The organism is Citrobacter sp. Igbk 14, assembly GCF_028069825.1.
Taxonomy (GTDB): domain Bacteria; phylum Pseudomonadota; class Gammaproteobacteria; order Enterobacterales; family Enterobacteriaceae; genus Citrobacter.
Genome location: NZ_JANEWM010000044.1, coordinates 12,966 through 37,968 on the forward strand (window position 1 = coordinate 12,966; position 25,003 = coordinate 37,968).

General features: G+C 51.4%; 22 protein-coding genes, 2 tRNA genes and 2 pseudogenes. 11 read left to right on the forward strand and 15 right to left on the reverse strand.

The window, feature by feature from the left end; all coding sequences use genetic code 11:
• Positions 1 to 49: 49 nt before the first annotated feature.
• Both frsA and gpt read right to left on the reverse strand, forming a co-directional pair.
• Positions 50 to 1,294 (reverse strand): esterase FrsA, encoded by a 1,245-nt coding sequence (gene frsA / locus NNN64_RS16340; RefSeq protein WP_271442038.1) that lies wholly within the window; start codon positions 1,292 to 1,294, stop codon positions 50 to 52.
• A 98-nt stretch (positions 1,295 to 1,392) separates the two neighbouring features.
• Complete coding sequence (gene gpt / locus NNN64_RS16345; RefSeq protein ID WP_048212530.1) at positions 1,393 to 1,851, reverse strand: xanthine phosphoribosyltransferase; 459 nt, start codon at positions 1,849 to 1,851, stop codon at positions 1,393 to 1,395.
• Between the two features lie 261 nt (positions 1,852 to 2,112).
• Here gpt and pepD point away from each other — a divergent pair, with 261 nt between their 5' ends.
• The gene (gene pepD / locus NNN64_RS16350) at positions 2,113 to 3,570 is read left to right on the forward strand and encodes a cytosol nonspecific dipeptidase (RefSeq protein WP_271442039.1); all 1,458 of its coding nucleotides are present in this window, start codon (positions 2,113 to 2,115) and stop codon (positions 3,568 to 3,570) included.
• A 151-nt stretch (positions 3,571 to 3,721) separates the two neighbouring features.
• Here pepD and dinB read toward each other — a convergent pair whose 3' ends face one another.
• Both dinB and lafU read right to left on the reverse strand, forming a co-directional pair.
• The gene (dinB, locus tag NNN64_RS16355) at positions 3,722 to 4,777 is read right to left on the reverse strand and encodes a DNA polymerase IV (RefSeq protein WP_271442040.1); all 1,056 of its coding nucleotides are present in this window, start codon (positions 4,775 to 4,777) and stop codon (positions 3,722 to 3,724) included.
• A gap of 139 nt (positions 4,778 to 4,916) precedes the next feature.
• A complete protein-coding gene (gene lafU / locus NNN64_RS16360; RefSeq protein WP_271442041.1) occupies positions 4,917 to 5,837 on the reverse strand; it encodes a putative lateral flagellar export/assembly protein LafU in 921 nt (306 codons plus the stop codon).
• On the opposite strand from lafU, the pseudogene NNN64_RS16365 reads away from it, so the two are divergent.
• Together NNN64_RS16365 and NNN64_RS16370 are read left to right on the forward strand one after the other, a co-directional pair.
• Positions 5,749 to 7,467: pseudogene (locus NNN64_RS16365) on the forward strand (flagellar biosynthesis protein FlhA); the annotation flags it as partial. The gene lafU and the pseudogene NNN64_RS16365 sit on opposite strands and share 89 nt — an antisense overlap.
• Before the next feature lie 113 nt (positions 7,468 to 7,580).
• Positions 7,581 to 7,832, forward strand: a complete 252-nt coding sequence (locus NNN64_RS16370; RefSeq protein ID WP_271442042.1) for a hypothetical protein — start codon at positions 7,581 to 7,583, stop codon at positions 7,830 to 7,832.
• Here NNN64_RS16370 and NNN64_RS16375 read toward each other — a convergent pair.
• Positions 7,829 to 8,590, reverse strand: a complete 762-nt coding sequence (locus tag NNN64_RS16375) for a C40 family peptidase (RefSeq protein ID WP_271442043.1) — start codon at positions 8,588 to 8,590, stop codon at positions 7,829 to 7,831. The two genes, NNN64_RS16370 and NNN64_RS16375, sit on opposite strands and share 4 nt — an antisense overlap.
• Before the next feature lie 348 nt (positions 8,591 to 8,938).
• On the opposite strand from NNN64_RS16375, the gene dpaA reads away from it, so the two are divergent.
• The gene (dpaA, locus tag NNN64_RS16380) at positions 8,939 to 9,679 is read left to right on the forward strand and encodes a peptidoglycan meso-diaminopimelic acid protein amidase (RefSeq protein WP_271442044.1); all 741 of its coding nucleotides are present in this window, start codon (positions 8,939 to 8,941) and stop codon (positions 9,677 to 9,679) included.
• Here the strand turns inward: dpaA and NNN64_RS16385 are convergent.
• Positions 9,650 to 10,417: a class II glutamine amidotransferase gene (locus tag NNN64_RS16385; RefSeq protein ID WP_069323846.1), complete on the reverse strand. Its 768-nt coding sequence runs from the start codon at positions 10,415 to 10,417 to the stop codon at positions 9,650 to 9,652. The two genes, dpaA and NNN64_RS16385, sit on opposite strands and share 30 nt — an antisense overlap.
• 212 nt (positions 10,418 to 10,629) lie before the next feature.
• A complete protein-coding gene (lpcA, locus tag NNN64_RS16390; protein ID WP_016151815.1) occupies positions 10,630 to 11,208 on the reverse strand; it encodes a D-sedoheptulose 7-phosphate isomerase in 579 nt (192 codons plus the stop codon).
• A gap of 239 nt (positions 11,209 to 11,447) precedes the next feature.
• Here lpcA and fadE point away from each other — a divergent pair, with 239 nt between their 5' ends.
• From fadE to NNN64_RS16405, 3 genes are all read left to right on the forward strand, one after another.
• Positions 11,448 to 13,892, forward strand: coding sequence for an acyl-CoA dehydrogenase FadE (gene fadE / locus NNN64_RS16395; protein WP_271442045.1), 2,445 nt, complete (start codon positions 11,448 to 11,450; stop codon positions 13,890 to 13,892).
• Between the two features lie 109 nt (positions 13,893 to 14,001).
• A complete protein-coding gene (locus NNN64_RS16400) occupies positions 14,002 to 14,769 on the forward strand; it encodes an amidohydrolase (protein ID WP_271442046.1) in 768 nt (255 codons plus the stop codon).
• Between the two features lie 179 nt (positions 14,770 to 14,948).
• Complete coding sequence (locus NNN64_RS16405; RefSeq protein ID WP_271442047.1) at positions 14,949 to 15,359, forward strand: Spy/CpxP family protein refolding chaperone; 411 nt, start codon at positions 14,949 to 14,951, stop codon at positions 15,357 to 15,359.
• Between the two features lie 99 nt (positions 15,360 to 15,458).
• On the opposite strand, the gene NNN64_RS16410 is transcribed toward NNN64_RS16405, so the two are convergent.
• Together NNN64_RS16410 and dnaQ are read right to left on the reverse strand one after the other, a co-directional pair.
• Positions 15,459 to 15,535, reverse strand: a tRNA-Asp gene (locus tag NNN64_RS16410).
• 134 nt (positions 15,536 to 15,669) lie between these two features.
• Positions 15,670 to 16,398 carry a DNA polymerase III subunit epsilon gene (gene dnaQ / locus NNN64_RS16415; protein ID WP_170974423.1) on the reverse strand — a complete coding sequence of 243 codons (729 nt, stop codon included), beginning with the start codon at positions 16,396 to 16,398 and terminating at the stop codon, positions 15,670 to 15,672.
• Between dnaQ and rnhA the strand changes: the two are divergent.
• A pseudogene (gene rnhA, locus NNN64_RS16420) lies at positions 16,352 to 16,930 on the forward strand (ribonuclease HI). The gene dnaQ and the pseudogene rnhA sit on opposite strands and share 47 nt — an antisense overlap.
• Here rnhA and NNN64_RS16425 read toward each other — a convergent pair.
• A complete protein-coding gene (locus tag NNN64_RS16425; RefSeq protein ID WP_271442048.1) occupies positions 16,927 to 17,649 on the reverse strand; it encodes a class I SAM-dependent methyltransferase in 723 nt (240 codons plus the stop codon). The pseudogene rnhA and the gene NNN64_RS16425 overlap by 4 nt on opposite strands.
• Positions 17,650 to 17,682: 33 nt before the next feature.
• Here NNN64_RS16425 and gloB point away from each other — a divergent pair, with 33 nt between their 5' ends.
• A complete protein-coding gene (gene gloB, locus NNN64_RS16430) occupies positions 17,683 to 18,438 on the forward strand; it encodes a hydroxyacylglutathione hydrolase (protein ID WP_271442049.1) in 756 nt (251 codons plus the stop codon).
• A 71-nt stretch (positions 18,439 to 18,509) separates the two neighbouring features.
• A complete protein-coding gene (gene mltD / locus NNN64_RS16435; RefSeq protein ID WP_202039435.1) occupies positions 18,510 to 19,868 on the forward strand; it encodes a murein transglycosylase D in 1,359 nt (452 codons plus the stop codon).
• 48 nt (positions 19,869 to 19,916) lie between these two features.
• Here the strand turns inward: mltD and NNN64_RS16440 are convergent, their stop codons facing one another.
• The 3 genes from NNN64_RS16440 to NNN64_RS16450 form a co-directional block, all read right to left on the reverse strand.
• Positions 19,917 to 20,687: a class I SAM-dependent methyltransferase gene (locus NNN64_RS16440; RefSeq protein ID WP_271442050.1), complete on the reverse strand. Its 771-nt coding sequence runs from the start codon at positions 20,685 to 20,687 to the stop codon at positions 19,917 to 19,919.
• Between the two features lie 76 nt (positions 20,688 to 20,763).
• Positions 20,764 to 21,564, reverse strand: coding sequence for an endonuclease/exonuclease/phosphatase family protein (locus NNN64_RS16445; protein WP_008783770.1), 801 nt, complete (start codon positions 21,562 to 21,564; stop codon positions 20,764 to 20,766).
• Positions 21,565 to 21,695: 131 nt separating this feature from the next.
• Positions 21,696 to 22,871, reverse strand: a complete 1,176-nt coding sequence (locus tag NNN64_RS16450; protein WP_137384384.1) for an MFS transporter — start codon at positions 22,869 to 22,871, stop codon at positions 21,696 to 21,698.
• Between the two features lie 104 nt (positions 22,872 to 22,975).
• On the opposite strand from NNN64_RS16450, the gene yafC reads away from it, so the two are divergent.
• Positions 22,976 to 23,890: a DNA-binding transcriptional regulator YafC gene (gene yafC / locus NNN64_RS16455; protein WP_271442051.1), complete on the forward strand. Its 915-nt coding sequence runs from the start codon at positions 22,976 to 22,978 to the stop codon at positions 23,888 to 23,890.
• A gap of 20 nt (positions 23,891 to 23,910) precedes the next feature.
• On the opposite strand, the gene dkgB is transcribed toward yafC, so the two are convergent.
• Together dkgB and NNN64_RS16465 are read right to left on the reverse strand one after the other, a co-directional pair.
• A complete protein-coding gene (dkgB, locus tag NNN64_RS16460; protein WP_271442052.1) occupies positions 23,911 to 24,714 on the reverse strand; it encodes a 2,5-didehydrogluconate reductase DkgB in 804 nt (267 codons plus the stop codon).
• A gap of 164 nt (positions 24,715 to 24,878) precedes the next feature.
• Positions 24,879 to 24,955, reverse strand: a tRNA-Asp gene (locus NNN64_RS16465).
• Positions 24,956 to 25,003 lie beyond the last annotated feature (48 nt).

Here is a 25,003-nt window from a genome sequence, read left to right on the forward strand (position 1 = left end):
CCTTAGGTGAAGCAACTGTTTTACCAAACCAATAAAATTTAGCAATCTATTAACACAATCTATGATTGATCCACCCGGTAATTTCTTGCAGCGCTTTGTCAAAATTGCGATACACCGGGTTGAACGGAACCTCCAGCAGCTTACCGTCAGAAGATGACGAAGTAATTAAGCGAGACTCCTCTTCCGGACTAAACGGATCGTTTTTCCAGAACCCCGAGAGCATTGGCGTTGGACAGCGACGGCCCAGCAGCCCTTGTACCTTTAATGAATAGCGGTTTAGCTCGACGCGCAGCGCTTCATCGGACGCATCGTGCATCCCCAGACGGCTGGCCAGAACGTCAAGATACATTTCCGGTACTGAAGCCTGACGCTGTGGGTCGCTAAGCAGCGCATGGACCACCGGTCCCAGACAGGCCACAGCTTTCAGGCGCGACGATTCAAGATAGGCCAGGCGTACTGCGACGTTAGCGCCAAAGCGAAAACCGAATGCTGCCACACGGGTATGATCAACCCAGGGAATATTTGGCAGCGCTTTTAATACATGTTGATGCAGCAGGCTGGAATCCTGGGTCAATTTCCATTTTGACGAGAATCCGACCGAAGGCATATCCAGCGTCAGCATGGCAATACCACGCGGAGCGAAATAGCGCTCATACAGGGTGTAGTAGTCGGTTTGCATGGAATCCAAGCCGCCGCACATCAGCACTGTCGGGAACGGGCCGTCGCCTTTTGGCATGTGCAGGAAACCGGTTACCGGCGCACCGCCGGCAACGGCAAATTCCATCTCGCGCAGCGTACCTGGCAGTCGTTGGGCCGCCTCTTCGTAAGCGCGGTTGGCCAGGGCCTGCGCCTGTTCTGCCAGCTCATCACCTTTTAAATGCGGGTATGCTGCAATGTTGTACAGCGTGGAGGCATGCAGCCAGTGGCGACCACTCACCTGCGGGTCCTCTTCCATAGACGCTTTCTGTTGCCAGTCCATCGCCTGCTTCGCCCACTCGTAGATCCAGTTCCCACCACGATAGCCAATGACCGTATCGTAGAGCTCTTTATCCGTGCGTTCGGCTTCGCTCATGACGATACGCGCCTGCACTTCAAGGATTTCACGCGGATCGACCCCACGCCAGATCCACATCAGGCGATTCACCATGCGATACCAGTGCGGGATTGTTTTGCCATCCAGAGCGGACTGCACAGACGGTTGCGCGCCGTGGTTAAAACGACGAACCAACGTTGATGTTTCAGGATGTTTGAAGCGGGGTTTAAACAGAACTTCGCTGAGGTTAGCCTGCGACATGATTACGGCCTCCATGAGTACTCACTAAGGCATAGTGTAACCTGACACCGCACAAAAAGAACAACGCCCGGCAGTGCGGGCGTTGAAAACTTTTTAGATTAGCGACCAGAGATCGGCGGAACAAATACCACGCCCATATCCCACGGCTGCTCAATCCAGGTATCCTGCGGGATATCAACCACATAGTCATTCACCAGCGGGCGACCTGCCGGCTTAGCGAAGATAGTGACGAAATGCGCTTTAGGATACATTTCGCGGATAGCAACGGCGGTACCACCGGTGTCTACCAGGTCATCGATCACGATGAAACCTTCACCGTCACCTTCCGCACGCTTCAGCACTTTCAGTTCGCGCTGATTGTCGTGATCGTAGCTGGAGATGCATACGGTATCGACATGACGAATGCCCAATTCACGCGCCAGCAATGCGCCCGGCACCAGACCACCACGGCTAACGGCAATAATGCCTTTCCATTGTTCAGAAGGCATCAGGCGGCTTGCCAGTTTACGTGCATGGACTTGCAACATGTCCCAGGTGACGACGTATTTTTCGCTCATGTGAAGTGTCCCAGCCTGTTTATCTACGGCTAATTAATAAATTGAGGGTGAACCAGGTTGCGCGAGATTATAGAGACCTGACGCACTAAAAACCAGTGTTTCGCGGAATCCGCGCCTCTTTTTGCATGCTTTATACTAGCCGTCGGCGAAGAAAGTGGTATTCTCAATCGCATCGCGCAAGCCTGACTTGTGGTGTTTTTAATTCCGCTAACCCCGTGGCCTGCAAGTCAATTTTGTAGGACATCGCCAAGGAGACTCAACGTGTCTGAACTGTCTCAGTTATCCCCGCAACCGCTGTGGGATATTTTTGCCAAAATCTGTTCTATTCCTCATCCGTCCTACCATGAAGAGCAACTCGCTGAACACATTCTGAGCTGGGCCCAGGAGAAAGGTTTCCACGTCGAGCGCGATCAGGTTGGTAATATCCTGATTCGTAAACCCGCTACTGCAGGAATGGAAAATCGCAAGCCGGTTGTTTTGCAGGCGCACCTGGATATGGTCCCGCAAAAAAATAACGACACCGTGCACGACTTCACCAAAGATCCGATCCAGCCGTATATTGATGGCGAATGGGTAAAAGCCCGTGGTACCACGCTGGGTGCAGATAACGGTATCGGTATGGCGTCTGCGCTGGCGGTACTGGCTGATGACAACGTGGTACACGGTCCGCTGGAAGTGCTGCTGACCATGACCGAAGAAGCGGGCATGGACGGCGCATTTGGTCTGCAGGCGAACTGGCTGCAGGCTGATATCCTGATCAACACCGACTCTGAAGAAGAAGGTGAGATCTACATGGGTTGCGCAGGGGGTATCGACTTCACCTCTAACCTGCCGCTGTCCCGTGAAGCTATTCCTGCTGGCTTCCAGAACTTTAAGCTGACCTTAAAAGGCCTGAAAGGCGGTCACTCCGGTGGCGAAATCCACGTTGGCCTCGGTAATGCCAACAAGCTGCTGGTACGCTTCCTGGCAGGCCACGCCCAGGAACTGGATCTGCGTCTGGTTGACTTCAACGGCGGTACGCTGCGTAACGCTATTCCACGCGAAGCCTTTGCGACCCTCGCCGTTGCTGCCGATAAAGTTGATGCGTTAAAAGCGTTGGTCAGCACGTATCAGGAGATCCTGAAAAACGAGCTGGAAGCAAAAGAGAAGAATCTGGCGCTGCTGCTGGATGCCGTCAGCAACGACAAAGCCGCACTGACTACCCAGTCTCGCGATAGCTTCATTCGTCTGCTGAACGCCACGCCAAACGGTGTAATCCGCAATTCCGACGTGGCAAAAGGCGTTGTAGAAACCTCGCTGAACGTTGGCGTTGTGACCATGACTGACGATAATGTACAGATTCACTGCCTGGTTCGTTCGCTGATCGACAGCGGTAAAGACTACGTGGTAAGCATGCTGGATTCCCTGGGCAAGCTGGCTGGCGCGAAAACGGAAGCCAAAGGTGCGTATCCTGGCTGGCAGCCGGATGCAAACTCACCGGTTATGCACCTGGTGCGTGAAACCTATCAGCGTCTGTTCAACAAGACGCCGAATATCCAGATTATCCACGCAGGTCTGGAATGCGGTCTGTTCAAGAAACCGTATCCGGATATGGACATGGTTTCCATTGGGCCGACTATCACCGGTCCGCACTCTCCGGATGAGCAGGTTCATATTGAAAGCGTCGGTCATTACTGGACGCTTCTGACCGAGCTGCTGAAGTCTATTCCCGCGAAGTAAGTCTCTGCAATAAATGCCGGATGGCGCTGCGCTTATCCGGCCTACGCGCTGATTTGTAGGCCGGATAAGGCATTTACGTCGCCATCCGGCCTGCACGCTGATTTGTAGGCCGGATAAGGCATTTACGCCGCCATCCGGCAATACGTTAGCGTCAAATCCCCAACAGTAGCTGTCTTTCCATCTGCGGATCCAGCAGCGTTACGTGTAATCCCACCAGCCTTACCCCGCGCCCTCCCCGACGTTCATTCCAGGTATTGCGCGCCGTCGCGATCAGATCCTCTTTATTTAAGCGCGGCCAGACGTGTTCCTGCGTCGTCTGCTGAAAATCATTAAACTTTAACTTCACCCCCTGACGGGCGATGAAGAGATCAGGTTTAACCTTTGCCAGCCGCCGCTCCAGTTCCGGGTAGAGTCGCTCAATAATCGCCTCACACTCCGACCATTCATGAATATCTTCCGCCAGCGTGCGCTCGACACCGACTGACTTTCGCAGCCTGTCGTTATTCACATCGCGTTCATCAATACCCTGACTACGTTCCCACAGCACACGACCAAACTTACCAAACCGCTTAAGCAGCAGGGCCAGATCGTATTTTTGAACATCTTCACAGGTCCGCAATCCCATCGATTCCAGTTTCGCGGCAGAGACTTTGCCGACGCCGGGTATTTTCCCCAACGGTAACGTTCTGAGGAATTCGGGAACATCCGCGGGAGTAATCACATATTGCCCGTTGGGTTTATTCAGGTCGGAGGCGATTTTGGCCAGAAATTTAACCGGAGCAACCCCCGCAGAAGCGGTTAGCTGTAGTTCGTTGAAAATCGTCTGACGGATCTCTTGTGCTATCAGCGTGGCCGAGCCGTGGCAGTGCGGACTGTCGGTCACATCAAGATAGGCTTCATCCAGCGAAAGGGGTTCGATGAGCGAAGTGTAGCGAGAGAAGATGGCCTGAATCTGGCGAGAGGCCTCTTTATATGCGTCGTAACGGCCGGGTAATAAGGTGAGATGCGGGCACAGTTTTAGCGCCATACCCGTAGGCATTGCGCTACGCACACCAAACTTTCGTGCCGGGTAATTGGCGGTGCTGATGACTCCCCGGCGTTCGCGACTGCCACCAATAGCAATGGGGATGTCGCACAGGGCCGGGTTATCACGCATTTCCACCGCCGCGAAAAAGCAGTCCATATCGACATGTATGATTTTGCGCATCGCTCGCCTCCCACAATACTGTTTAAGTATACAGTATTTTTATATTATGAGAAGCCTGCACCCGTCCCGAAAAATGACAAACCCATGATGAATGCCAGACGGGATTATGCCCCCCATGATGTGAAGGGCGAAAAACCCCTTAATGAACGACGGGAGCAGGTTGTTGGCGCAAAGACATCACCTTCTTTTGTTTATCCAGCTTGCTTACCAGCGGCTGCACAATTTTCTCTCCGTGCTGGCCAAAATATTGATACAGCGTGTCAGAGGCACTTTGCGTCAACACCATGATCTCAATGCGCCGGTTACCTGCACTTTCAGGATTCTTGGCATCCAGCAGCATTTGATCGGCCATCGCGCTAACCTGCATCACTTTACTCTGAGGCATTCCGGCATCCTCCAGCACACGACGGGCCGACAGTGCACGGTCGCCGGAGAGATTCCAGTTGTTATAGAGATTGCTCTTGTAACTCATCGCGTCCGTATGCCCGGTGATGATGAGTTTGTTGTCCAGCGAATCAAACACCGGGGCCAGTTCAACCAGCAGCGCGTTAAAAAAGGGCGTAATTCTGGCGCTACCCCGTTCAAACATATTCCGGTTCTGGTCGTCTTTAATCAATACGCGTAGCCCCTGGGGCACAATCTCCATCTCCAGGTTGGCTTCCATATGCGCATTCCTGGCAATCACGCTAATGTCGGTTGCCAACTCACCCAACTCGCTCGCCGATTTTTTCTTTAACAGGGCCGTTTTCTCATTCACATCACGCGCTTTCTTTTCTGTTTCTGCGCTCACCGTTGCCGTCTCTTTCGGTGCAGCGGTCTTCTCTTTATCCAGATTCGCGCGGGTAATACTTTGATTTTTCGTCGTAGAAGGTAGAGGTTGCTTGCCAATCTTATTCAGTGGCGCAAGCCCACCGCCGTTAAAGATGGATTGACCATGCAAGGCCGCCACGATGTTTTCTCGTTCTGATTTACTGACGCTGTTTACAATCAACTTCATTGTGGTAACCAAAGGCGCAGAGCGAATCTCCGAGGTTTCTGCCCGCTTTACGCTGGACGCCATGCCCGGTAAGCAGATGGCGATCGATGCCGATCTGAATGCCGGGCTTATCAACCAGCAACAGGCGCAGACTCGCCGTAAAGATGTCGCCAGCGAGGCCGATTTCTACGGTGCAATGGACGGCGCATCAAAATTCGTACGCGGGGATGCCATCGCCGGGATGATGATACTGGCGATCAACCTGATTGGCGGTGTCTGCATCGGAATCTTTAAATACGATTTAAGTGCCGAGGCGGCCTTCCAGCAATACGTGTTGATGACCATCGGTGACGGCCTGGTCGCGCAAATCCCGTCTCTGCTGCTATCGACGGCTGCGGCAATCATCGTGACGCGCGTCAGCGATAATGGCGATATTGCTTCCGACGTTCGCACACAACTGTTGGCCAGCCCTTCCGTGCTGTATACCGCCACCAGCATTATGTTCGTGCTGGCGGTGGTACCAGGGATGCCGCACTTCCCGTTTCTGATTTTCAGCGGGCTGCTCGGGTTTACCGCCTGGCGTATGAGCAAACGACCGAAAGTCGCAGAAACTGAAGAGAAGAGTCTCGAAACGCTGAGCAAAGCCATCGCCGAAACCAGCGAACTGCAGGTCAGTTGGGAGACTATTCCGCTGATTGAACCCATTAGCCTGAGTCTGGGCTACAAGCTGGTGTCGCTGGTGGATAAATCGAAAGGCAATCCGCTGACCCAGCGCATTCGCGGCGTACGGCAAGTTATCTCCGATAACAACGGCGTGTTGCTACCAGAAATTCGTATTCGCGAAAACTTCAGGCTGAAACCCACGCAGTACGCCATTTTTATCAACGGAATCAAAGCCGATGAAGCAGATATCCCCGCAGATAAGCTGATGGCGCTCCCCTCCAGTGAGACCTATGGCGAGATTGATGGTGTGTTAGGTAACGATCCGGCTTACGGGATGCCCGTCACCTGGATTCAACCGGCGCAGAAAGCAAAAGCGCTCAATATGGGTTATCAGGTTATCGATAGCGCCAGTGTGATTGCGACACATGTGAATAAAGTCATCCGCAACTACATCCCTGACCTGTTTAACTACGACGATATTACACAATTGCACAATCGCCTCTCCTCGATGGCACCGCGGCTGGCTGAAGATCTCAGTGCTGCATTGAACTATAGCCAGCTGTTGAAGGTGTACCGGGCACTGCTTATTGACGGTGTTTCATTGCGCGATATCGTCACGATCGCCACTGTACTGGTCGCCAGTAGTGCCGTTACCAAGGATCATATTTTGTTAACCGCAGATATCCGCCTCGCGCTGCGCCGTAGCATTACCCACCCGTTTGTGCGCAAAGATGAGCTGGCGGTATACACGCTGAATAATGAGCTGGAGAACTTGCTGGCGAATGTGGTTAATCAGGCACAGCAAGGTGGAAAAGTAGTGCTGGACAGCGTTCCGGTCGATCCCAATATGCTTAATCAGTTCCAAACCACTATGCCGCAGATAAAAGAACAGATGAAAGCCGCAGGTAAAGAGCCGGTACTGCTGGTCGCACCGCAGCTACGTCCTCTGCTCGCGCGCTATGCGCGGCTGTTTGCACCCGGACTGCAAGTACTGTCGTATAACGAAGTACCGGACGAACTGGAATTAAACATTATGGGAGCGTTGAGCTAACGTAAACCCAGGGCGGCAACTTAAGTCTTAACTTACTTTGTCGCTTTATTACATTACGTAAGAAATACAGGCAATTGATGGGATCGCATTACACTTACAGGGACTGAAATGTAATGGCACGGAAGCAGGCTGAAAAAATGGTGCCTCATAAACTGGGGCATCGTCGTTATTCCCGACAATGGCTAACGTTTATGGAGTTCGTCCATCGGCAGGAGGAAGCGAGCACATCCCCCCGCCAAAAACATCGACCGAAACGTAAAGAGCAGGCTTCCGCCACGTATTTACTGTTTGAACTGTGCGAGTTGCTCTTCGTCGGCGTACTGATCTTTGCTTTTATGACGCTACTCCTGCTGATTATGAATTAAAGAATCGTATTCTCCGTAAGAATACGCCGGGCGCCGAGGTAATGGTCTTGCCAAAACGCATCAGATAAATGACTTACCCGAATACTTTCTCCCGTGCGTGGTGATTCAATAAACTGATCCTGCCCCAAATAGACGCCCATATGATCGGCAATATCCCGACTGTGAATGTGAAAGAACACGAGATCACCACGACGAAGATCGCGATCAGCCACAATCGTTGCCCGTCGATAGTGATACATTTCGTTCGCCGTACGGGGCAACTTTGCTGCCAGTATTTTGTTGTAGGCGTAAAAAATCAGTCCACTGCAGTCAAACCCGGCATCCGGATTGGTACCTCCCCACAGATAGGGCTTTCCCAACTGCTGCTCAAGACGATGGATAGCCACTTCAGTGATGTTGTGCAAATGATCGCTGCTAAGAAAATGTGCGTTCTCGGCGAGCGCCTGCCAATGGTGATCGCTGGCTTTAAGCGGCCCGGGAAACCATTCCGGGTGCTGCTTAATCAGCGTCCTGTTTTGCTGGCGTAGCGCGCTTTTACTTTGCGCATTGCCTTCCACCACATAACTTGCCTGCTTTTTTACCTGCGCGTGGTACAGCTTCAGCAGCCGGGCGCGGTTACGCATGCGCATTTGCGCCGCATAGCTTAAATGGGCGTCAGATAAGAGGGGCTGAACTTTGGCGACAGACGGTGAGGACAACACAACACACAAAGACAGCAGGCCCGGCAAAATACGTCGGGACGCAGAGACAAAAGACATGAAAAAAGAGTACCGAGGCAAACACGTTCAGCGCAGTCTAGCGCGATGGCCTGACAATCCGTTTTAATATTCGATTATTAAATAATTATTTCTTTAAATTCAATACATTATAACTAGCACACTCATCAGGCATTACGACATAAGGCCGATGAAAAAATACGCCACTGTCTGACTGCCTTTCTGCGCGATTTTCCGTATAAAGAGAAACTAAAGTGTAAACGGCGCACGAGAGACTTGCGAAAAACTCTCTTGGTGCTAATGTGAGCGCTCCAAATACAGACTTTTCTGATTTGGGGACTCTTTTTGCCGTCCTGGCGTGTGTAATCGTTTTATCAAGGAATAAGCAGTATGCGTAAAATCGCATTTTTTCTTGCGATGCTTTTATTGCCGTGCGTTTCATTTGCCGGTTTGCTGAGCAGCGGCAGCCCAACCACGCCAATCAGCAAAGAATATAAGCAGCAATTGATGGGGTCCCCTGTCTATATTCAGATCTTTAAAGAAGAGCGGACGCTCGATCTGTACGTCAAGATGGGCGAACAGTATCAGCTGCTCGACAGCTATAAGATCTGTAACTACTCCGGTGGATTAGGGCCAAAACAGCGTCAGGGTGATTTTAAAAGTCCGGAAGGGTTCTACAGCGTTCAGCGCGGGCAACTCAAACCAGACAGTCGCTTTTATAAAGCCATTAACATTGGCTTCCCTAACGCCTACGATCGTGCGCACGGCTACGAAGGTAAGTACCTGATGATCCACGGCGCCTGCGTTTCTGTCGGTTGCTATGCGATGACCGACAACGGTATTGATGAGATTTTCCAGTTTGTGACCGGCGCTCTGGTGTTCGGCCAGTCCAGCGTTCAGGTGAGCATTTACCCGTTCCGCATGACTGACGCGAACATGCAGCGCCATAAGTTTTCGTATTACAAAGATTTCTGGTCGCAGCTAAAACCGGGATACGATTACTTTGAACAAACGCGTAAGCCACCGACCGTTTCCGTTGTCGATGGCCGTTATATCGTCAGCAAGCCGTTGAGTCACGAAGTCATTCAGCCACAGCTGGCATCAAACTACACGCTCCCCGAGACAAAATAGCGCCCACTCGCCTGGCATAATCTTTTGCCAGGTTTCGTTGCCCGTCAGTGGCTGAGTAGCAATAACAGTGACCACATCATTGGGTGTGGTCTCTGAGCTAAAATCAATTTCCACATCCTGATCCAGCAATGTCGCCACGCCAAACGGCGCACGACGCGTGATCCAAAACAGGTTGGTCGAACAGAAGGCCATCACATAGCGCCCGTCAGACAATAGCATGTTGAAGACGCCCTTCTCTCGCAGTTCTCCTGCCAGCGCCGCGATATATTTAAACACCGCCGTCATATTACCTGGCGTGCGCGGATAACGCTCGGTCAGCTTATGCAGCAGCCAGCAGAAGGCTTTTTCACTGTCGGTTTCGCCGACCGGACGGAAATTACCGGTTTCCAGCGATTTATAGCCGCTCAGCTGTCCGTTATGGGCATAGGTCCAGTTGCGTCCCCACAGTTCACGCGTAAACGGGTGGGTATTTTCCAGCGCCACTTCACCCCGATTCGCCTGACGAATATGGGCAATCACGGAACAGGATTTAATGGGATAGTCTTGAACCAGTTTGGCAATAGGCGAATTAAAGCTGGGTTGCGGATCTTTAAACGTACGGCAGCCCTTACCCTCGTAAAATGTAATACCCCAGCCGTCTTTGTGCGGCCCGGTACCTCCGCCGCGCTGAACCAGCCCGGTGAAGCTAAAGCAAATATCGGTTGGCACATTGGCGCTCATCCCGAGCAGTTCGCACATACATCACCTCCACAAACGCCTTAAGCGGGAAAGCGTAATTGTTACAGCCAATCAAAACTCAAAATATCAGAGAAAACAATATGCTATACCCTAAATAATTCGAGTTGCAGGAAGGCGGTAAGGGAGGAAATCCCCAGGAGCATAGATAACTATGTGACTGGGGTTTCTGAGCGCAACCAACGCACCTGCAGCTTGAAGTATGACGGGTATAGTTATTTAACCATCTCTTTTTCGATCAACTGGATCAGAATATGGATCACTTTGATATGAATTTCCTGGATACGGTCGGCATAGCCAAAGTGCGGCACGCGAATTTCAATATCTGCGCTACCAGCCATTTTACCGCCATCTTTGCCGGTCAGGGTGATGACTTTCATTCCCTTCTCACGCGCCGCAGCAATCGCTTTAATCACGTTACCGGAGTTGCCCGAAGTGGAGATGCCTAACAGGACATCGCCTTCACGGCCAACCGCTTCAACGTAGCGGGAGAATACATAATCGTAACCAAAATCGTTGCTGACGCAGGAGATGTGGCTGACGTCAGAGATAGCGATAGCCGGGTAGCCCGGGCGGTTTTCACGATAGCGTCCAGTCAGCTCTTCGGCGAAATGCATCGCATCGCAATGGGAGCCGCCATTACCACAGGAAAGTACCTTCCCACCGGCTTTGAAGCTATCTGCCAACAGGACCGCCGCGCGTTGAATGGCGTGAATATTGGCGTCATCTTTAAGAAAATTAGCCAGCGTTTCCGCCGCTTCGCTCAGTTCGTTACGAATAAGATCCTGGTACATGAGGATATCCTTCAGCATGAATGTAAATGACAAGATGCAGTGTACCGGATAGCGCTACCAGCGAGAAGTGCAAGCCACAGGAATGGCTGTCGCTTTTGATTTTTTGTGCCGGTTAAAACAACAACAATGTGAGCTTTGTTGTAATTATTTTGTAAACACATTGCTAAAAGAATTTACATACACTACAACCATATCATCACAAGTGGTCAGACCTCCTACAAGCAAGGGAGCTTTTCGTTATGATGATTTTGAGTATTATCGCTACGGTTGTTCTGCTCAGCGTTCTGTTTTATCACCGCGTGAGCTTATTCCTCAGCAGCTTAGTTTTGCTCGCCTGGACGGCAGCGCTCGGCGTGGCTGGCCTGTGGTCAGTCTGGCTGCTGGTTCCTCTGGCCATTATTCTCGTACCGTTTAACTTTACCCCGATGCGTAAATCCATGATTTCCGCTCCCGTGTTCCGCGGTTTCCGTAAAGTCATGCCGCCAATGTCGCGTACTGAAAAAGAAGCGATCGATGCCGGTACAACCTGGTGGGAAGGTGACCTGTTCCAGGGCAAACCTGACTGGAAAAAACTGCACAACTATCCGCAGCCGCATCTGACTGCTGAAGAACAAGCGTTTATCGATGGCCCAGTGGAAGAAGCATGCCGCATGGCGAACGACTTCCAGATAACCCATGAACTCGCGGATCTGCCGCCGGAATTGTGGGCATATCTAAAAGAACACCGCTTCTTCGCAATGATCATCAAGAAAGAGTACGGCGGGCTGGAATTCTCTGCGTATGCTCAGGCTCGCGTACTGCAGAAGCTCTCCGGTGTTTCTGGGATCCTGGCGATCACCGTCGGCGTGCCTAACTCATTAGGCCCTGGTGAACTGCTACAGCATTACGGCACCGAAGAACAGAAAAACCACTATCTGCCGCGTCTGGCACGTGGTCAGGAAATCCCGTGTTTTGCACTGACCAGCCCGGAAGCCGGCTCTGATGCAGGTGCGATCCCTGATACCGGCGTGGTTTGTATGGGCGACTGGCAGGGCCAGCAGGTGCTGGGTATGCGCCTGACCTGGAACAAACGCTATATCACGCTGGCTCCTATTGCTACCGTTCTGGGTCTGGCGTTTAAACTCTCTGACCCGGAAAAACTGCTGGGTGGCGAGGAAGATCTTGGCATTACCTGTGCGCTGATTCCAACCTCAACGCCGGGCGTACAAATTGGCCGTCGTCACTTCCCGCTGAACGTGCCGTTCCAGAACGGACCAACGCTGGGTAAAGATGTCTTCGTTCCGATTGATTACATTATTGGTGGCCCGAAAATGGCCGGTCAGGGCTGGCGTATGCTGGTGGAATGTCTGTCCGTAGGACGCGGCATTACCCTGCCATCTAACTCTACGGGCGGCGTTAAATCCGTCGCCATGGCGACTGGCGCATATGCGCATATCCGTCGCCAGTTCAAAATCTCTATCGGCAAGATGGAAGGCATTGAAGAACCGTTGGCACGTATCGCCGGTAACGCCTATGTGATGGATGCCGCAGCGTCGCTGATTACCTACGGCATTATGCTTGGTGAGAAACCAGCGGTGCTGTCGGCTATCGTGAAATATCACTGTACTCACCGTGGACAGCAGTCAATCATCGATGCAATGGATATTACTGGCGGCAAAGGCATCATGCTTGGCGAAAGTAACTTCCTGGCCCGTGCTTATCAGGGTGCACCGATCGCCATTACCGTCGAAGGCGCCAACATCCTGACGCGTAGCATGATGATCTTCGGCCAGGGCGCAATTCGCTGCCATCCATATGTGCTTGAAGAGATGGCTGCGGCGCAGAATAACGACGTGAATGCGTTCGACAAACTGCTGTTTAAACATATTGGTCATGTAGGCAGTAATAAAGTGCGCAGCTTCTGGCTTGGTTTGACTCGCGGGTTAACCAGCAGCACGCCAACCGGTGATGCCACCAAGCGTTACTACCAGCACCTGAACCGTTTGAGTGCCAACCTGGCATTACTTTCAGATGTGTCCATGGCCGTATTGGGTGGTAGCCTGAAGCGTCGTGAACGTATCTCTGCTCGATTGGGTGATGTATTAAGTCAGCTGTATCTGGCTTCCGCCGTGCTGAAGCGTTATGACGATGAAGGCCGCAATGAAGCCGACCTGCCGCTGGTTCACTGGGGCGTTCAGGATGCGTTGTACAAAGCGGAACAGGCGATGGATGACCTGCTGAAAAACTTCCCGAACCGTCTGGTTGCCGGGCTGCTGAATGTGGTCATCTTCCCTACCGGTCGCCACTACCATGCACCGTCTGACAAGCTGGATCATAAAGTCGCGAAGATTCTGCAGGTTCCAAGCGCCACCCGTTCTCGTCTTGGTCGCGGTCAGTACCTGACGCCAAGCGAACACAACCCGGTTGGCTTACTGGAAGAGGCGTTGCTGGATGTCATTGCAGCCGACCCAATCCACCAGCGGATCTGCAAAGAGTTGGGTAAAAATCTACCGTTTACCCGCCTGGACGAGCTGGCACATAACGCGCTGGCCAAAGGACTGATTGATAAAGACGAAGCGGCGATTCTGGTGAAAGCCGAAGCAAGCCGTCTGCGCAGTATCAATGTTGATGATTTTGAACCCGAGGCGCTGGCGACTCAGCCGGTAAAGTTGCCAGAGAAAGTGCGTAAGGTCGAAGCAGCATAACGCTAACGCACAACGTTCAGCCCCGCTAAATGCGGGGCTTTTTATTGCCACATTTTCGTTAATGCTCATGCTACAGTGTCAAAATGCTGTTCAACGAGGAGCCTCGACCGTGCCAGGTTTAAAAATTACTCTGCTGCAACAACCACTGATCTGGATGGATGGCCCAGCCAACCTGCGCCATTTCGACAGACAACTGGAAACCGTCACCGGGCGTGACGTTATTGTGTTGCCTGAGATGTTTACCAGTGGATTTGCGATGGAAGCGGCAAACAAATCGTTGCCGCAAGAGGAAGTTGTAAGCTGGATGCGTAGCAAAGCGCAGCAGACGAATGCCCTGATAGCAGGTAGCGCGGCGATACAGTCTGAACGGGGACCCGTGAATCGTTTTTTGCTGGTTGAACCCGAAGGCACCGTGCATCTCTATGACAAACGCCATCTGTTCCGCATGGCAGACGAACATCAGCATTATCAGGCAGGTGAAGAACGCATCATCTTTGAATGGCGTGGTTGGCGTATTCTGCCGCTGGTCTGTTATGACCTGCGTTTTCCGGTGTGGTCACGTAACCGTAATGACTACGACCTCGCCTTGTATGTTGCCAACTGGCCCGCACCGCGCTCGCTGCACTGGCAGGTTCTGCTCACCGCACGGGCAATTGAAAATCAGGCGTATGTAGCAGGATGTAACCGTGTGGGAACCGATGGTAACGGCCATCATTATCGCGGTGATAGCCGGGTCATCAACCCACAGGGTGAAGTCGTTGCCACCGCCGAGCCACATCAGGCAACGCGAATTGATGCTGAGCTGTCGCTTTCGGCGCTACGCGAGTACCGCGAGAAATTTCCTGCCTGGCAGGATGCTGACGCTTTCACCCTGTAGAGATCGCCTTCCCTCCCGCCACGGACCTGGTATCCACGGCGGGATTGTTTCACTCCGTAACCAACCGCAAAACAAATTCGCGTGGCGACATGCATCGGGCAACGTATTCTGCAAGGGATAATCACGCGTCATTAACGGGTGATCTACACTATCAATAATTCCCTTATCAGGATGTCTAAATGAAGAACTTCGTACGTATGACCTTGCTGGCTGCCACTCTGGCTGGCGCCTCTTTTAGCACGCTTGCAGCAAACGTATCCAACGTTCCCGCTCCGGCTCAGGATCCGGTCGTTCAACACCTTAAGTTGACCAATGACCAGGTGGCGCAGATTAAAAAACTGCACCAACAGCTGGAAAACAACGTTGACCAGATTTCAGTGAAAGACGTTAAAGACGGTGCGCTGATTGACGTCATCAAGTCCGGGAAATGGGATGATGCCGCCGTTAAGAAACAGCTTGCCGCGTTCAGCAACATCGAACAACAGGCGCGTTATTATCGCGTGAAATATTACTTTGATCTGAGCAAAGTGCTCACCCCAGAGCAGCGCCAACAGGTACAAAAAGATATCGCCCAGACGCTGAGCGAGTAACAACGGCGGCCTGCAATGAAACATTATTGCAGGCTTTTATTTTGGGTGGATTAAAACGACGAAAGCCTGAATCATTTCTGATTCAGGCTTTCTGAATAGTGGCGGAATGGACGGGACTCGAACCCGCGACCCCCTGCGTGACAGGCAGGTATTCTAACCAACTGAACTACCACTCCGCGTTGTGTTCCGCTTGGGAACGAAGCGAATATTACGGATTGCCTCGCGCCTCGTCAACGCTTTTTCTCACGTTTTTTAATCGTTTGCTGCAAAAATCACCCGAATGACCATTTCTGTACTGTAAATACCAGAACTAGGCCCGCCAGAGGCAACTTCCGCCCTTCTTCTGTACCAAGTCAAGGCGCGACTCATGGGCTGCCAGCTCTTCATCAGTAGCGAAAACAACGCGTAATTTACTGGACTGACGCACAATGCGCTGGATCCCCGTATCATTCTGCTGCTGGCTGTCACCTTCCATAGAGAACGCCATGGTGGTCTGCCCGCCGGTCATCATCAGATAAACGTCGGCCAGAATCTGGGCATCGAGCAATGCGCCATGCAGAGTACGCTTGCTGTTGTCTATCTCATAGCGCGAGCATAACGCGTCAAGGCTGTTACGCTTGCCAGGAAACATTTTCCTCGCCAACGCCAGACTGTCGGTCACTTTACAGAAGGTGTTCGTCTTCGGGATATCGCGATTGAGTTTCGCGAACTCGTAATCCATAAAGCCGATATCAAACGATGCGTTATGGATGACCAGCTCCGCGCCACGGATATAGTCAAGAAACTCATCGGCGACATCGGCGAACGTGGGTTTATCAAGCAAGAACTCATCGGCGATTCCGTGTACGCCAAATGCTTCCGGGTCCACCAGCCGGTCCGGCTTCAGGTAGACGTGGAAGTTATTTCCGGTCAAACGGCGGTTAACCACTTCAACTGCGCCGATCTCAATAATCTTATGGCCTTCGTAGTGGGCACCAATCTGGTTCATACCGGTGGTTTCGGTATCGAGGACTATCTGTCGTGTAATTCCAGTGCTCATAGCGGTCATTTATGTCAGACTTATCGTTTGATTTCGATTTGCTAAAACAGGAAGTCTACCAGAGATGCTTAAACAGGTAGAAATTTTCACCGATGGTTCTTGCCTGGGAAACCCAGGTCCTGGCGGTTATGGGGCTATCTTACGCTATCGCGGGCGCGAAAAAACCTTTGCCGAAGGGTACAACCTCACCACCAATAACCGTATGGAGTTGATGGCGGCAATCGTCGCGCTGGAAGCACTTAAAGAGCCATGTGAAGTGGTACTCAGCACCGACAGCCAGTACGTGCGCCAGGGCATTACACAGTGGATCCACAACTGGAAAAAACGCGGCTGGAAAACCGCAGATAAAAAGCCAGTGAAGAACGTCGATCTGTGGAAACGTCTGGATGCCGCACTTGGGCCGCACCAAATCAAATGGGAATGGGTTAAAGGGCATGCGGGTCATCCGGAAAATGAACGCTGTGATGAACTTGCACGTGCTGCGGCAATGAGTCCCACCCAGGATGATGTTGGGTATCAGGCAGAGTCTTAAGCGTCTGGCTTGCGGTATTGTCGGGTTGCCCCAACAGCCTGGCGGATGCGTGCCTTAATTTTACTTTGTTTCATCGGATTGAGCGTAAGCGGAATGGTTCGCTTGCGCGCGACAACCAACTGAAGACAGCCCAGTGCCGGAATATGCGCACTTAACATTTTACCGCCCTGCTTCGCCCAGGGCAGCACGTGGAACCGGCTATAGTGCAGCACCTCAAAATTCAGCAAAGAGAGCCAATCCAACTGGCGCATCAGGGTAAACATCCGGCTGTTGTAAGGCGGTGTTTTACGTAGCACTGGCACCAGCTTACGCAATCCCATCAGGCTAACCGGGTTAAACCCGCTCAGTATTAACCAGCCATCATCAATCAGTACCCGGTCGGCTTCACGCAATAAACGATGCGGATCGGCGCACCACGGTAGTGTATGAGCCAGCAGACAGACATCCACGGATTTATCGGCAAAAGGAAGGTGTAAAGGATCGGCCGTAACCTGCATGGGCGAACCTTGCAAAGAAACATTTACCTGATGAGAAACCGCGCACGCTTCGGAATTGATTTCTGCGCTTAAATTACCAATCTTAAGCAGATGAAATCCGTACATTTTTGCGAACCACGGGTTAAGCTGATGTTCCAGCGCCTCACGATAGTGCTCACCCCAGGGTAAATCATCCCAGCTAACGGGCGCTACGACAGTTTGAGGGATCCTTGCCGGTTTCATCACAACCTTCCGTTACGCATTGAGAGGTAATTTATGAATCTTAACAGTATTCCCGCATTTCAGGACAATTACATCTGGGTCCTGACAAATAATGAAAACCGTTGCCTGATTGTTGATCCGGGCGAAGCCGCTCCCGTCCTGAAAGCGATTGCAGAACATCACTGGGTGCCGGAGGCCATTCTCCTGACCCATCACCACCATGATCATGTTGGCGGTGTGAAAGAACTTTTGCAACATTTCCCACAATTAGTGGTTTACGGGCCGGCTGAAACGCAAGATAAGGGAACGACCCATATAGTCAAAGATGGCGATATTGCACTCGTTTTAGGGCATGAATTTAAGGTAATTGCTACGCCGGGTCACACTTTAGGACATATCTGTTACTTTAGCCAACCTTATCTATTTTGCGGAGATACACTCTTTTCAGGCGGTTGTGGCAGACTATTTGAAGGTACAGCTTCACAGATGTATCAATCACTTAATAAATTAAGTGCGCTTCCTGATGATACATTGATCTGCTGCGCTCATGAGTACACATTAGCAAACATGAAGTTTGCCTTAAGCATTCTGCCGCACGATTCGTGCATAAATGAATATTATCGTAAAGTTAATGAGTTACGCGTAAAAAAACAAATGACACTACCCGTAATTCTGAAAAATGAGCGGCGAAATAATCTTTTTTTAAGAACGGAAGATATTGATTTAATTAATAAAATAAACAAAGAAACAATATTGCAACAACCTGAAGAGCGTTTTGCCTGGTTAAGGTCAAAGAAAGATACGTTCTGACAATTCCGGGTTGCCTTTTGAAAACTTCGCCGTTATGATCGGTCGTCTTTTAAGCAACTATTGACACACACATGAAGGCAAAAGCGATATTACTCGCCTCTGTCCTGCTTGTTGGGTGCCAGAATACTGGTAACGTCCAACAGCACGCACAGAGCCTTTCTGCAGCTGGTCAAGGGGAAGCAGGAAAGTTTACAAGTCAGGCGCGATGGATGGACGATGGAACATCTATCGCTGCTGATCAGGATTTGTGGGCTTTCATTGGTGACGAGCTAAAGATGGGAATTCCGGAAAACAACCGGATTCGCGAACAAAAACAGAAGTATTTACGCAATAAGAGCTATCTCCACGATGTAACTTTACGGGCAGAGCCGTATATGTACTGGATAGCCGGGCAAGTTAAGAAACGTAACATGCCTATGGAACTGGTACTACTACCCATAGTGGAGAGCGCTTTTGATCCTCACGCAACGTCTGGCGCCAATGCCGCAGGTATTTGGCAGATCATTCCGAGCACGGGGCGCAATTATGGTTTAAAACAGACCCGCAATTATGATGCACGTCGCGACATTGTGGCTTCCACCACTGCCGCGCTGGACATGATGCAGCGTCTGAACAAGATGTTTGATGGCGACTGGCTGCTGACCGTTGCCGCGTATAATAGCGGTGAAGGTCGCGTGATGAAGGCAATCAAAGCGAACAAATCTCGGGGTAAATCCACCGATTTCTGGTCGCTCCCTTTGCCTCAGGAAACGAAGCAGTATGTGCCCAAAATGCTGGCATTGAGTGATATTCTCAAAAACAGCAAACGCTATGGCGTGCGTCTGCCTACCACAGACGAAAGCCGTGCGTTGGCACGTGTTCGCCTGAACAGCCCGGTTGAGATGGCTCAGGTTGCCGATATGGCGGGTATTTCCGTCAGCAAACTGAAGACCTTCAATGCAGGTGTGAAAGGCTCCACGTTGGGTGCCAGCGGTCCGCAATACGTGATGGTACCAAAGAAGCATGCAGAGAAGCTGCGTGAGTCTTTGGCTTCCGGCGAAATTGCAGCCGTACAGTCAACGTTGGTGGCTGATAACACGCCGCTGAACAGCCGTAGTTACAAAGTTCGCTCTGGCGATACGCTTTCTGGCGTCGCTGCACGTCTTGGCGTGAGCACGAAGGATCTGCAGCAGTGGAATAATCTGCGTGGATCATCCCTGAAAGTGGGCCAAAGCCTGACCGTAGGTGCTGGCACCAGTGCACAGCGACTGGCTAACAACAGCGATAGCATCACCTATCGTGTGCGTAAAGGCGACTCTCTGTCGAGCATTGCCAAACGCCACGGGGTTAACATCAAGGATGTAATGCGCTGGAACAGCGATACGGACAATCTGCAACCGGGCGATCAGCTCACGTTGTTTGTCAAAAACAACGGCATGCCTGACTCCTGATAGCATTGTAAAAACGAAGGCACTGGTTTCCCCCCAGTGCCTTTTTATTTATCCCGCTTTATGCGCCTCAACCATTATCGTATCACTGGTGAATGAACCATCCTCCTGTAACGCGAAGTAGGCTTTCACTTCAGCAGATGCGCTCTCCTGATATAAACGAATCGCTTCTGTCAACGCGGCAGGTGTACGCATCCGCGCCACCCACGAACTGAACTCCAGCGGCAGGCGATCGGTCAACACGGTATCGGTAATCAAACCGGCATCGTTGATTAAAGACAGCCATTCACCACTGGAATAATTGCGGACATGCGAGGTGTCGCGTAACGCTTCGACAGTTTGCAACCAGATATCACGGACCGGATGTCCTGGCGACATCACATCCATTACGATCGCCACACCACCGGATTTCAGTACACGATTGACTTCACGCAGCGCACGTCCGACATCATGCCAGTGATGCGCCGAATAGCGGCTAATCACTACATCAAAAGCGCAATCGCCGAACGGCAGGCTCTCTGCATATCCCTGTTGCGTGGTGATGCTGTCCAGGCCCTTCTCTTTTGTAGCCTCTGCGACCACCTCAAGCATTTGAGACGATAAATCATAAGCCACAACCTGTTGAACGTTTTGCGCAGCCACAAAGCTGGCGTGTCCTGCTCCACATCCCATATCCAGTACCCGTGCCTGTGGAAAAGCAGACAGCCTTTCCGCCAGTCGTTGTAAATCACGACCAGTAGCATGTACGGTGCTGGTTAAATAGGCGTTAGCCTGAGAGCCAAACTGCTTTTCGACGTTGTCATGGTGGGAGCGTGTTGTCATTGTGTTGTCCTTCGGTTGTTGTGAAATATGAAGGGCAACCATCACAGGCCTGCCCTACGGCAGACCTGACATACCTTTATTGCTCAGGCTTGCCGGGACTGAATTCAACGAGTAGTGGATTGTGGTCGGAGGCGCGAGTGACCAGCACAGAGGCCTCACTCACGTTCAAACCACGATAAAACACAAAGTCGAGTGGGCGACCAAACGCACGCCGGCGTTGATCGTCGGTAAAGCGAACCTGGCGCAGCGACATTTCACGCGCAAAGCGGTACAGCGCATTCATCCGTCGGCGGCTCCAGGCATTGAAATCACCGGCCATAATCACCGGACCACTGTGATGGGCGATTTGATCCCCAATGGGAAGTAACTGCTTACTATAGACATCGACGCCGAGGCTGAAGTTTACCGCGTGGATATTCACCACCATCAATAAACGCGAGTCAGGCAGCGGGTACACTGTGACCAGAGCCGATTTTGCCAGGCGTAAAATTGGCTCACGCTCGCGCAATGGACAGCAGTAGACCGGATGTGCAGCAGAAAGCGTCATGACGCCAGAAGGATGCTGAGGCAACACGAAAGCGGGAACCTGATCGGCGGCAAGATAGTTAGCGGTCGCAAACTGCACCAGTTCAGGCGTGGTTTGTGCTTCCTGCAATAACACCAGATGCGCGTCTTTGCCAAAATTCTTCAGCACCGACTGCCATTCTGCGCGCTGCTGTTTAAAAATATTCCATACCAGCACGCGAATGCGATCTTCACTGCTTAACGGCACGCCTGCAGGTAATGCCTGGCCGATATGCGCAAATGACCCTGGCGGTAAAATCCGCTCAGCGGGCTGTCCGGCAACATAGCGCATGGCATAGGTGTTTTTTCGCACTTTAGACTTTCAAACCTCTATAACGTCAACCAGTCCGCAGCCGGACTGGTTCTTCTGTTATAGGGACTTTAGCACTCACTTTCAACGAACAATTGCAGTTTGTTTTGTAAGTGGGTACTTACATCAATGATTTATCCCAATACTACCCGCGCCGGTTTATCCAGGCGACCGCTGATACCCATCAGTAAAAAAGCAACCAGAACAATCAGCGCACCAATCCACGGAGTCTGTGCTAAACCATAATGCTCTACCGTTTGTCCGCCAATCACAGAGCCAAGCGCAATACCAATATTAAACGCAGCAATGTTCAGACCGGATGCCACATCCACCGCATTGGGGGTAAATTGTTCCGCTTTCTGTACCACGTAAACCTGCAAACCTGGAACATTGCCAAAGGCGAAGATCCCCATCACCAGAATCGTCACTAACGCAGCGTATTGCGTAGAGGCCGTCAGTTGAAAGACCATCAGCAGGACAAACAGCGCCGCGAAGATAAATTTCAGCGCCGGGACAGCACCATGTTTATCCGCCAGCTTACCTCCCCAAATATTACCGATAGCGACCGATACGCCATAGCCCAGTAAGATCCAGCTTACCGCTGCCGGCGAGAAGCCTGCCAGGTCCTGCATCATAGGTGCCAGGAAGGTGAACGCAGTGAAGACACCACCGTACCCCAACGCCGTAACCGCGTAGATAAGCAACAGGCGTGGGTGGGTTAACACTTTTACCTGATCACGAATGCTGGCAGCCGCCCGACCCGGAATATTCGCAGGGATCAGCAGTTGGCTGCTAATCAGTGCAATCACACCCAACAGTGATACGGCAAGGAAAGTCTCACGCCAGCCAAAATGTTGTCCGATAAATGTACCCAGCGGTACTCCCGTCACCAGTGCAACCGTTAAACCACCAAACATGATAGCGATGGCAGAAGCGGCTTTCTCTTTTGGCACCAGGCTTGTCGCAATCGTAGAACCAATTGAGAAGAAGACGCCGTGTGCCAGGCCAGTCAGCAGGCGGGCGACAATTAATGTCGTATAACCAGGTGCCTGCCATGCCAGCAAGTTACCGGCCGTAAACAGGACCATCAGCGCAACCAACAGTTGCTTACGTGGCAGGCGTCCGGTCAGGGCAGTCAATACTGGCGCCCCGATCGCGACACCCAGCGCGTAGATTGAAACCAGCATCCCGGCAGAAGGTAAAGAGATCGCCAGTTGTTCAGCAATGGTCGGCACCAGGCCAACAATCACAAATTCAGTCGTGCCAATAGCGAAGGCACTTATTGTCAGTGCAAATAAAGCGAGAGGCATAAATAGCTCCATATCATCAGTAATCAGATGACAGGCAGTATGCCGGGATGTTTTAATAACAAAAATATTCAAAATCTCAATATAATTTTGCTTCAGGTGCAAAAATGAAAGCAACCTCCGAAGAACTGGCAATTTTTGTCGCGGTCGTGGAAAGCGGTAGCTTTAGCCGGGCCGCAGAGCAGCTTGGGCAGGCCAATTCCGCGGTCAGTCGGGCAGTAAAGAAGCTGGAGATGAAGCTGGGCGTTAGTTTGCTCAATCGAACAACCCGGCAGCTCAGTCTGACAGAAGAAGGTGAACGCTACTTCAGGCGTGTACAACAGATACTGCAGGATATGGCTGCGGCGGAAACCGAAATCATGGAGTCGCGTAATACACCGCGCGGTTTGCTGCGTATCGATGCCGCAACACCGGTGATGTTGCATTTCCTGATGCCACTGATCAAACCTTTCCGTGAGCGCTATCCCGAGATGACGTTGTCGCTGGTTTCCTCAGAGACATTCATCAATCTTATTGAACGAAAAGTGGATGTTGCGATACGTGCCGGTGCCTTAACTGACTCAAGTCTACGCGCACGTCCACTCTTTACCAGCTACCGTAAGATTATTGCTTCGCCCGACTATATTACCCGTTTCGGTAAGCCAGAGACTGTTGAAGAGTTAAAGCAGCACCTGTGTCTGGGGTTTTCTGAACCCATTTCGCTCAATACCTGGCCCATAGCCTGCAGTGACGGACAATTGCATGAGGTTGATTGCGATCTATCTTCGAACAGTGGCGAAACGCTGAAGCAGCTTTGCCTGAGCGGCAACGGTATTGCTTGTCTTTCAGATTATATGATTGATAAAGAGATCGCTCAGGGTAAGCTGGTCGAATTGATGGCGGATAAACGGCTGCCAGTCGAGATGCCTTTCAGCGCGGTGTATTACAGCGATCGTGCCGTCAGTACCCGTATTCGGGCATTTATCGATTTTTTAAGTGAATATATAAGAACAGCTCCCGAAGGAGCTGTAAAAGAGGGTTAAAGGCACAGAGGGTCAGGCGATTAATCCCACTCAGGCGCCAGACCTTCCGGGCTAACCAGGCGATCGTTGCAATCCAGAGCAGCGATTGCCGCTTTGTCTTCCGCATCAAGGTGCAGTTCCAGTGCCAGCAGGTTGCTTGCCAGGTTTTCACGCTTGGTAGAAGAAGGGATCACAGAGTAACCTTCCCCCATCGCCCATGCCAGAATCACCTGGGCCGGCGTCGCGTTATGTTTAGCGGCAATGCGAGCAATCACTTCATCTTTCAGCGCCTTACCGTAGGCCAGTGTCATGTATGAGGTGATGTGGATACCGTGCTCTTTCGCCCAGTCAACAACCTTACGGCTTTGCAGATACGGAGATAACTCAATCTGGTTAGTCGCAATATTCTCTGCACCCACAGCAGCAATAGCTTTTTCCATCAATGGGATAGTGAAGTTAGAGATACCAATTTCACGAGTCAGCCCTTGCTCTTTGGCTTCGAGCAATGCCTGCATAAACTCTTCAACAGAGACAGCATCATTTGGTGATGGCCAGTGGATCAGCGTCAGATCAACATAATCTGTGCGCAGTTTTTTCAGGCTCTCTTTCAGGCTTGGGATCAGCTTGTCTTTACCAAGATTCTCAATCCAGATCTTAGTTGTGATGTACAACTCATTACGCGGTACGCCACTTTCGGCAATCGCCTGGCCAACAGCAGCTTCATTATCATAGATTTGTGCAGTGTCGACTGCGCGGTAACCCAGCTCCAGAGCTGTTTTAACAGAAGCGATAACCACGTCGTCTTTCAGGCGGAAAGTACCTAAACCAAATGCAGGGATAGTCATAGAATTCCTCTTTTTAATCACAATGTTCGTTAACTGAGGGGATTATGACCTTCTGCTCTTTATAGAAAAAGAGCGAAAAATGCAGAGGATTTTTGCGAATTTAGCAATAATAAAGTTATAGGCAAAGAAAAAGCCCTGAGCAAATGCTCAGGGCTCTTAATAAGTGGCGGAACGGACGGGACTCGAACCCGCGACCCCCTGCGTGACAGGCAGGTATTCTAACCAACTGAACTACCGCTCCACCGAATTTCTTTGTCACCACCCGGATTATTCATCCCGGTTTACTGCA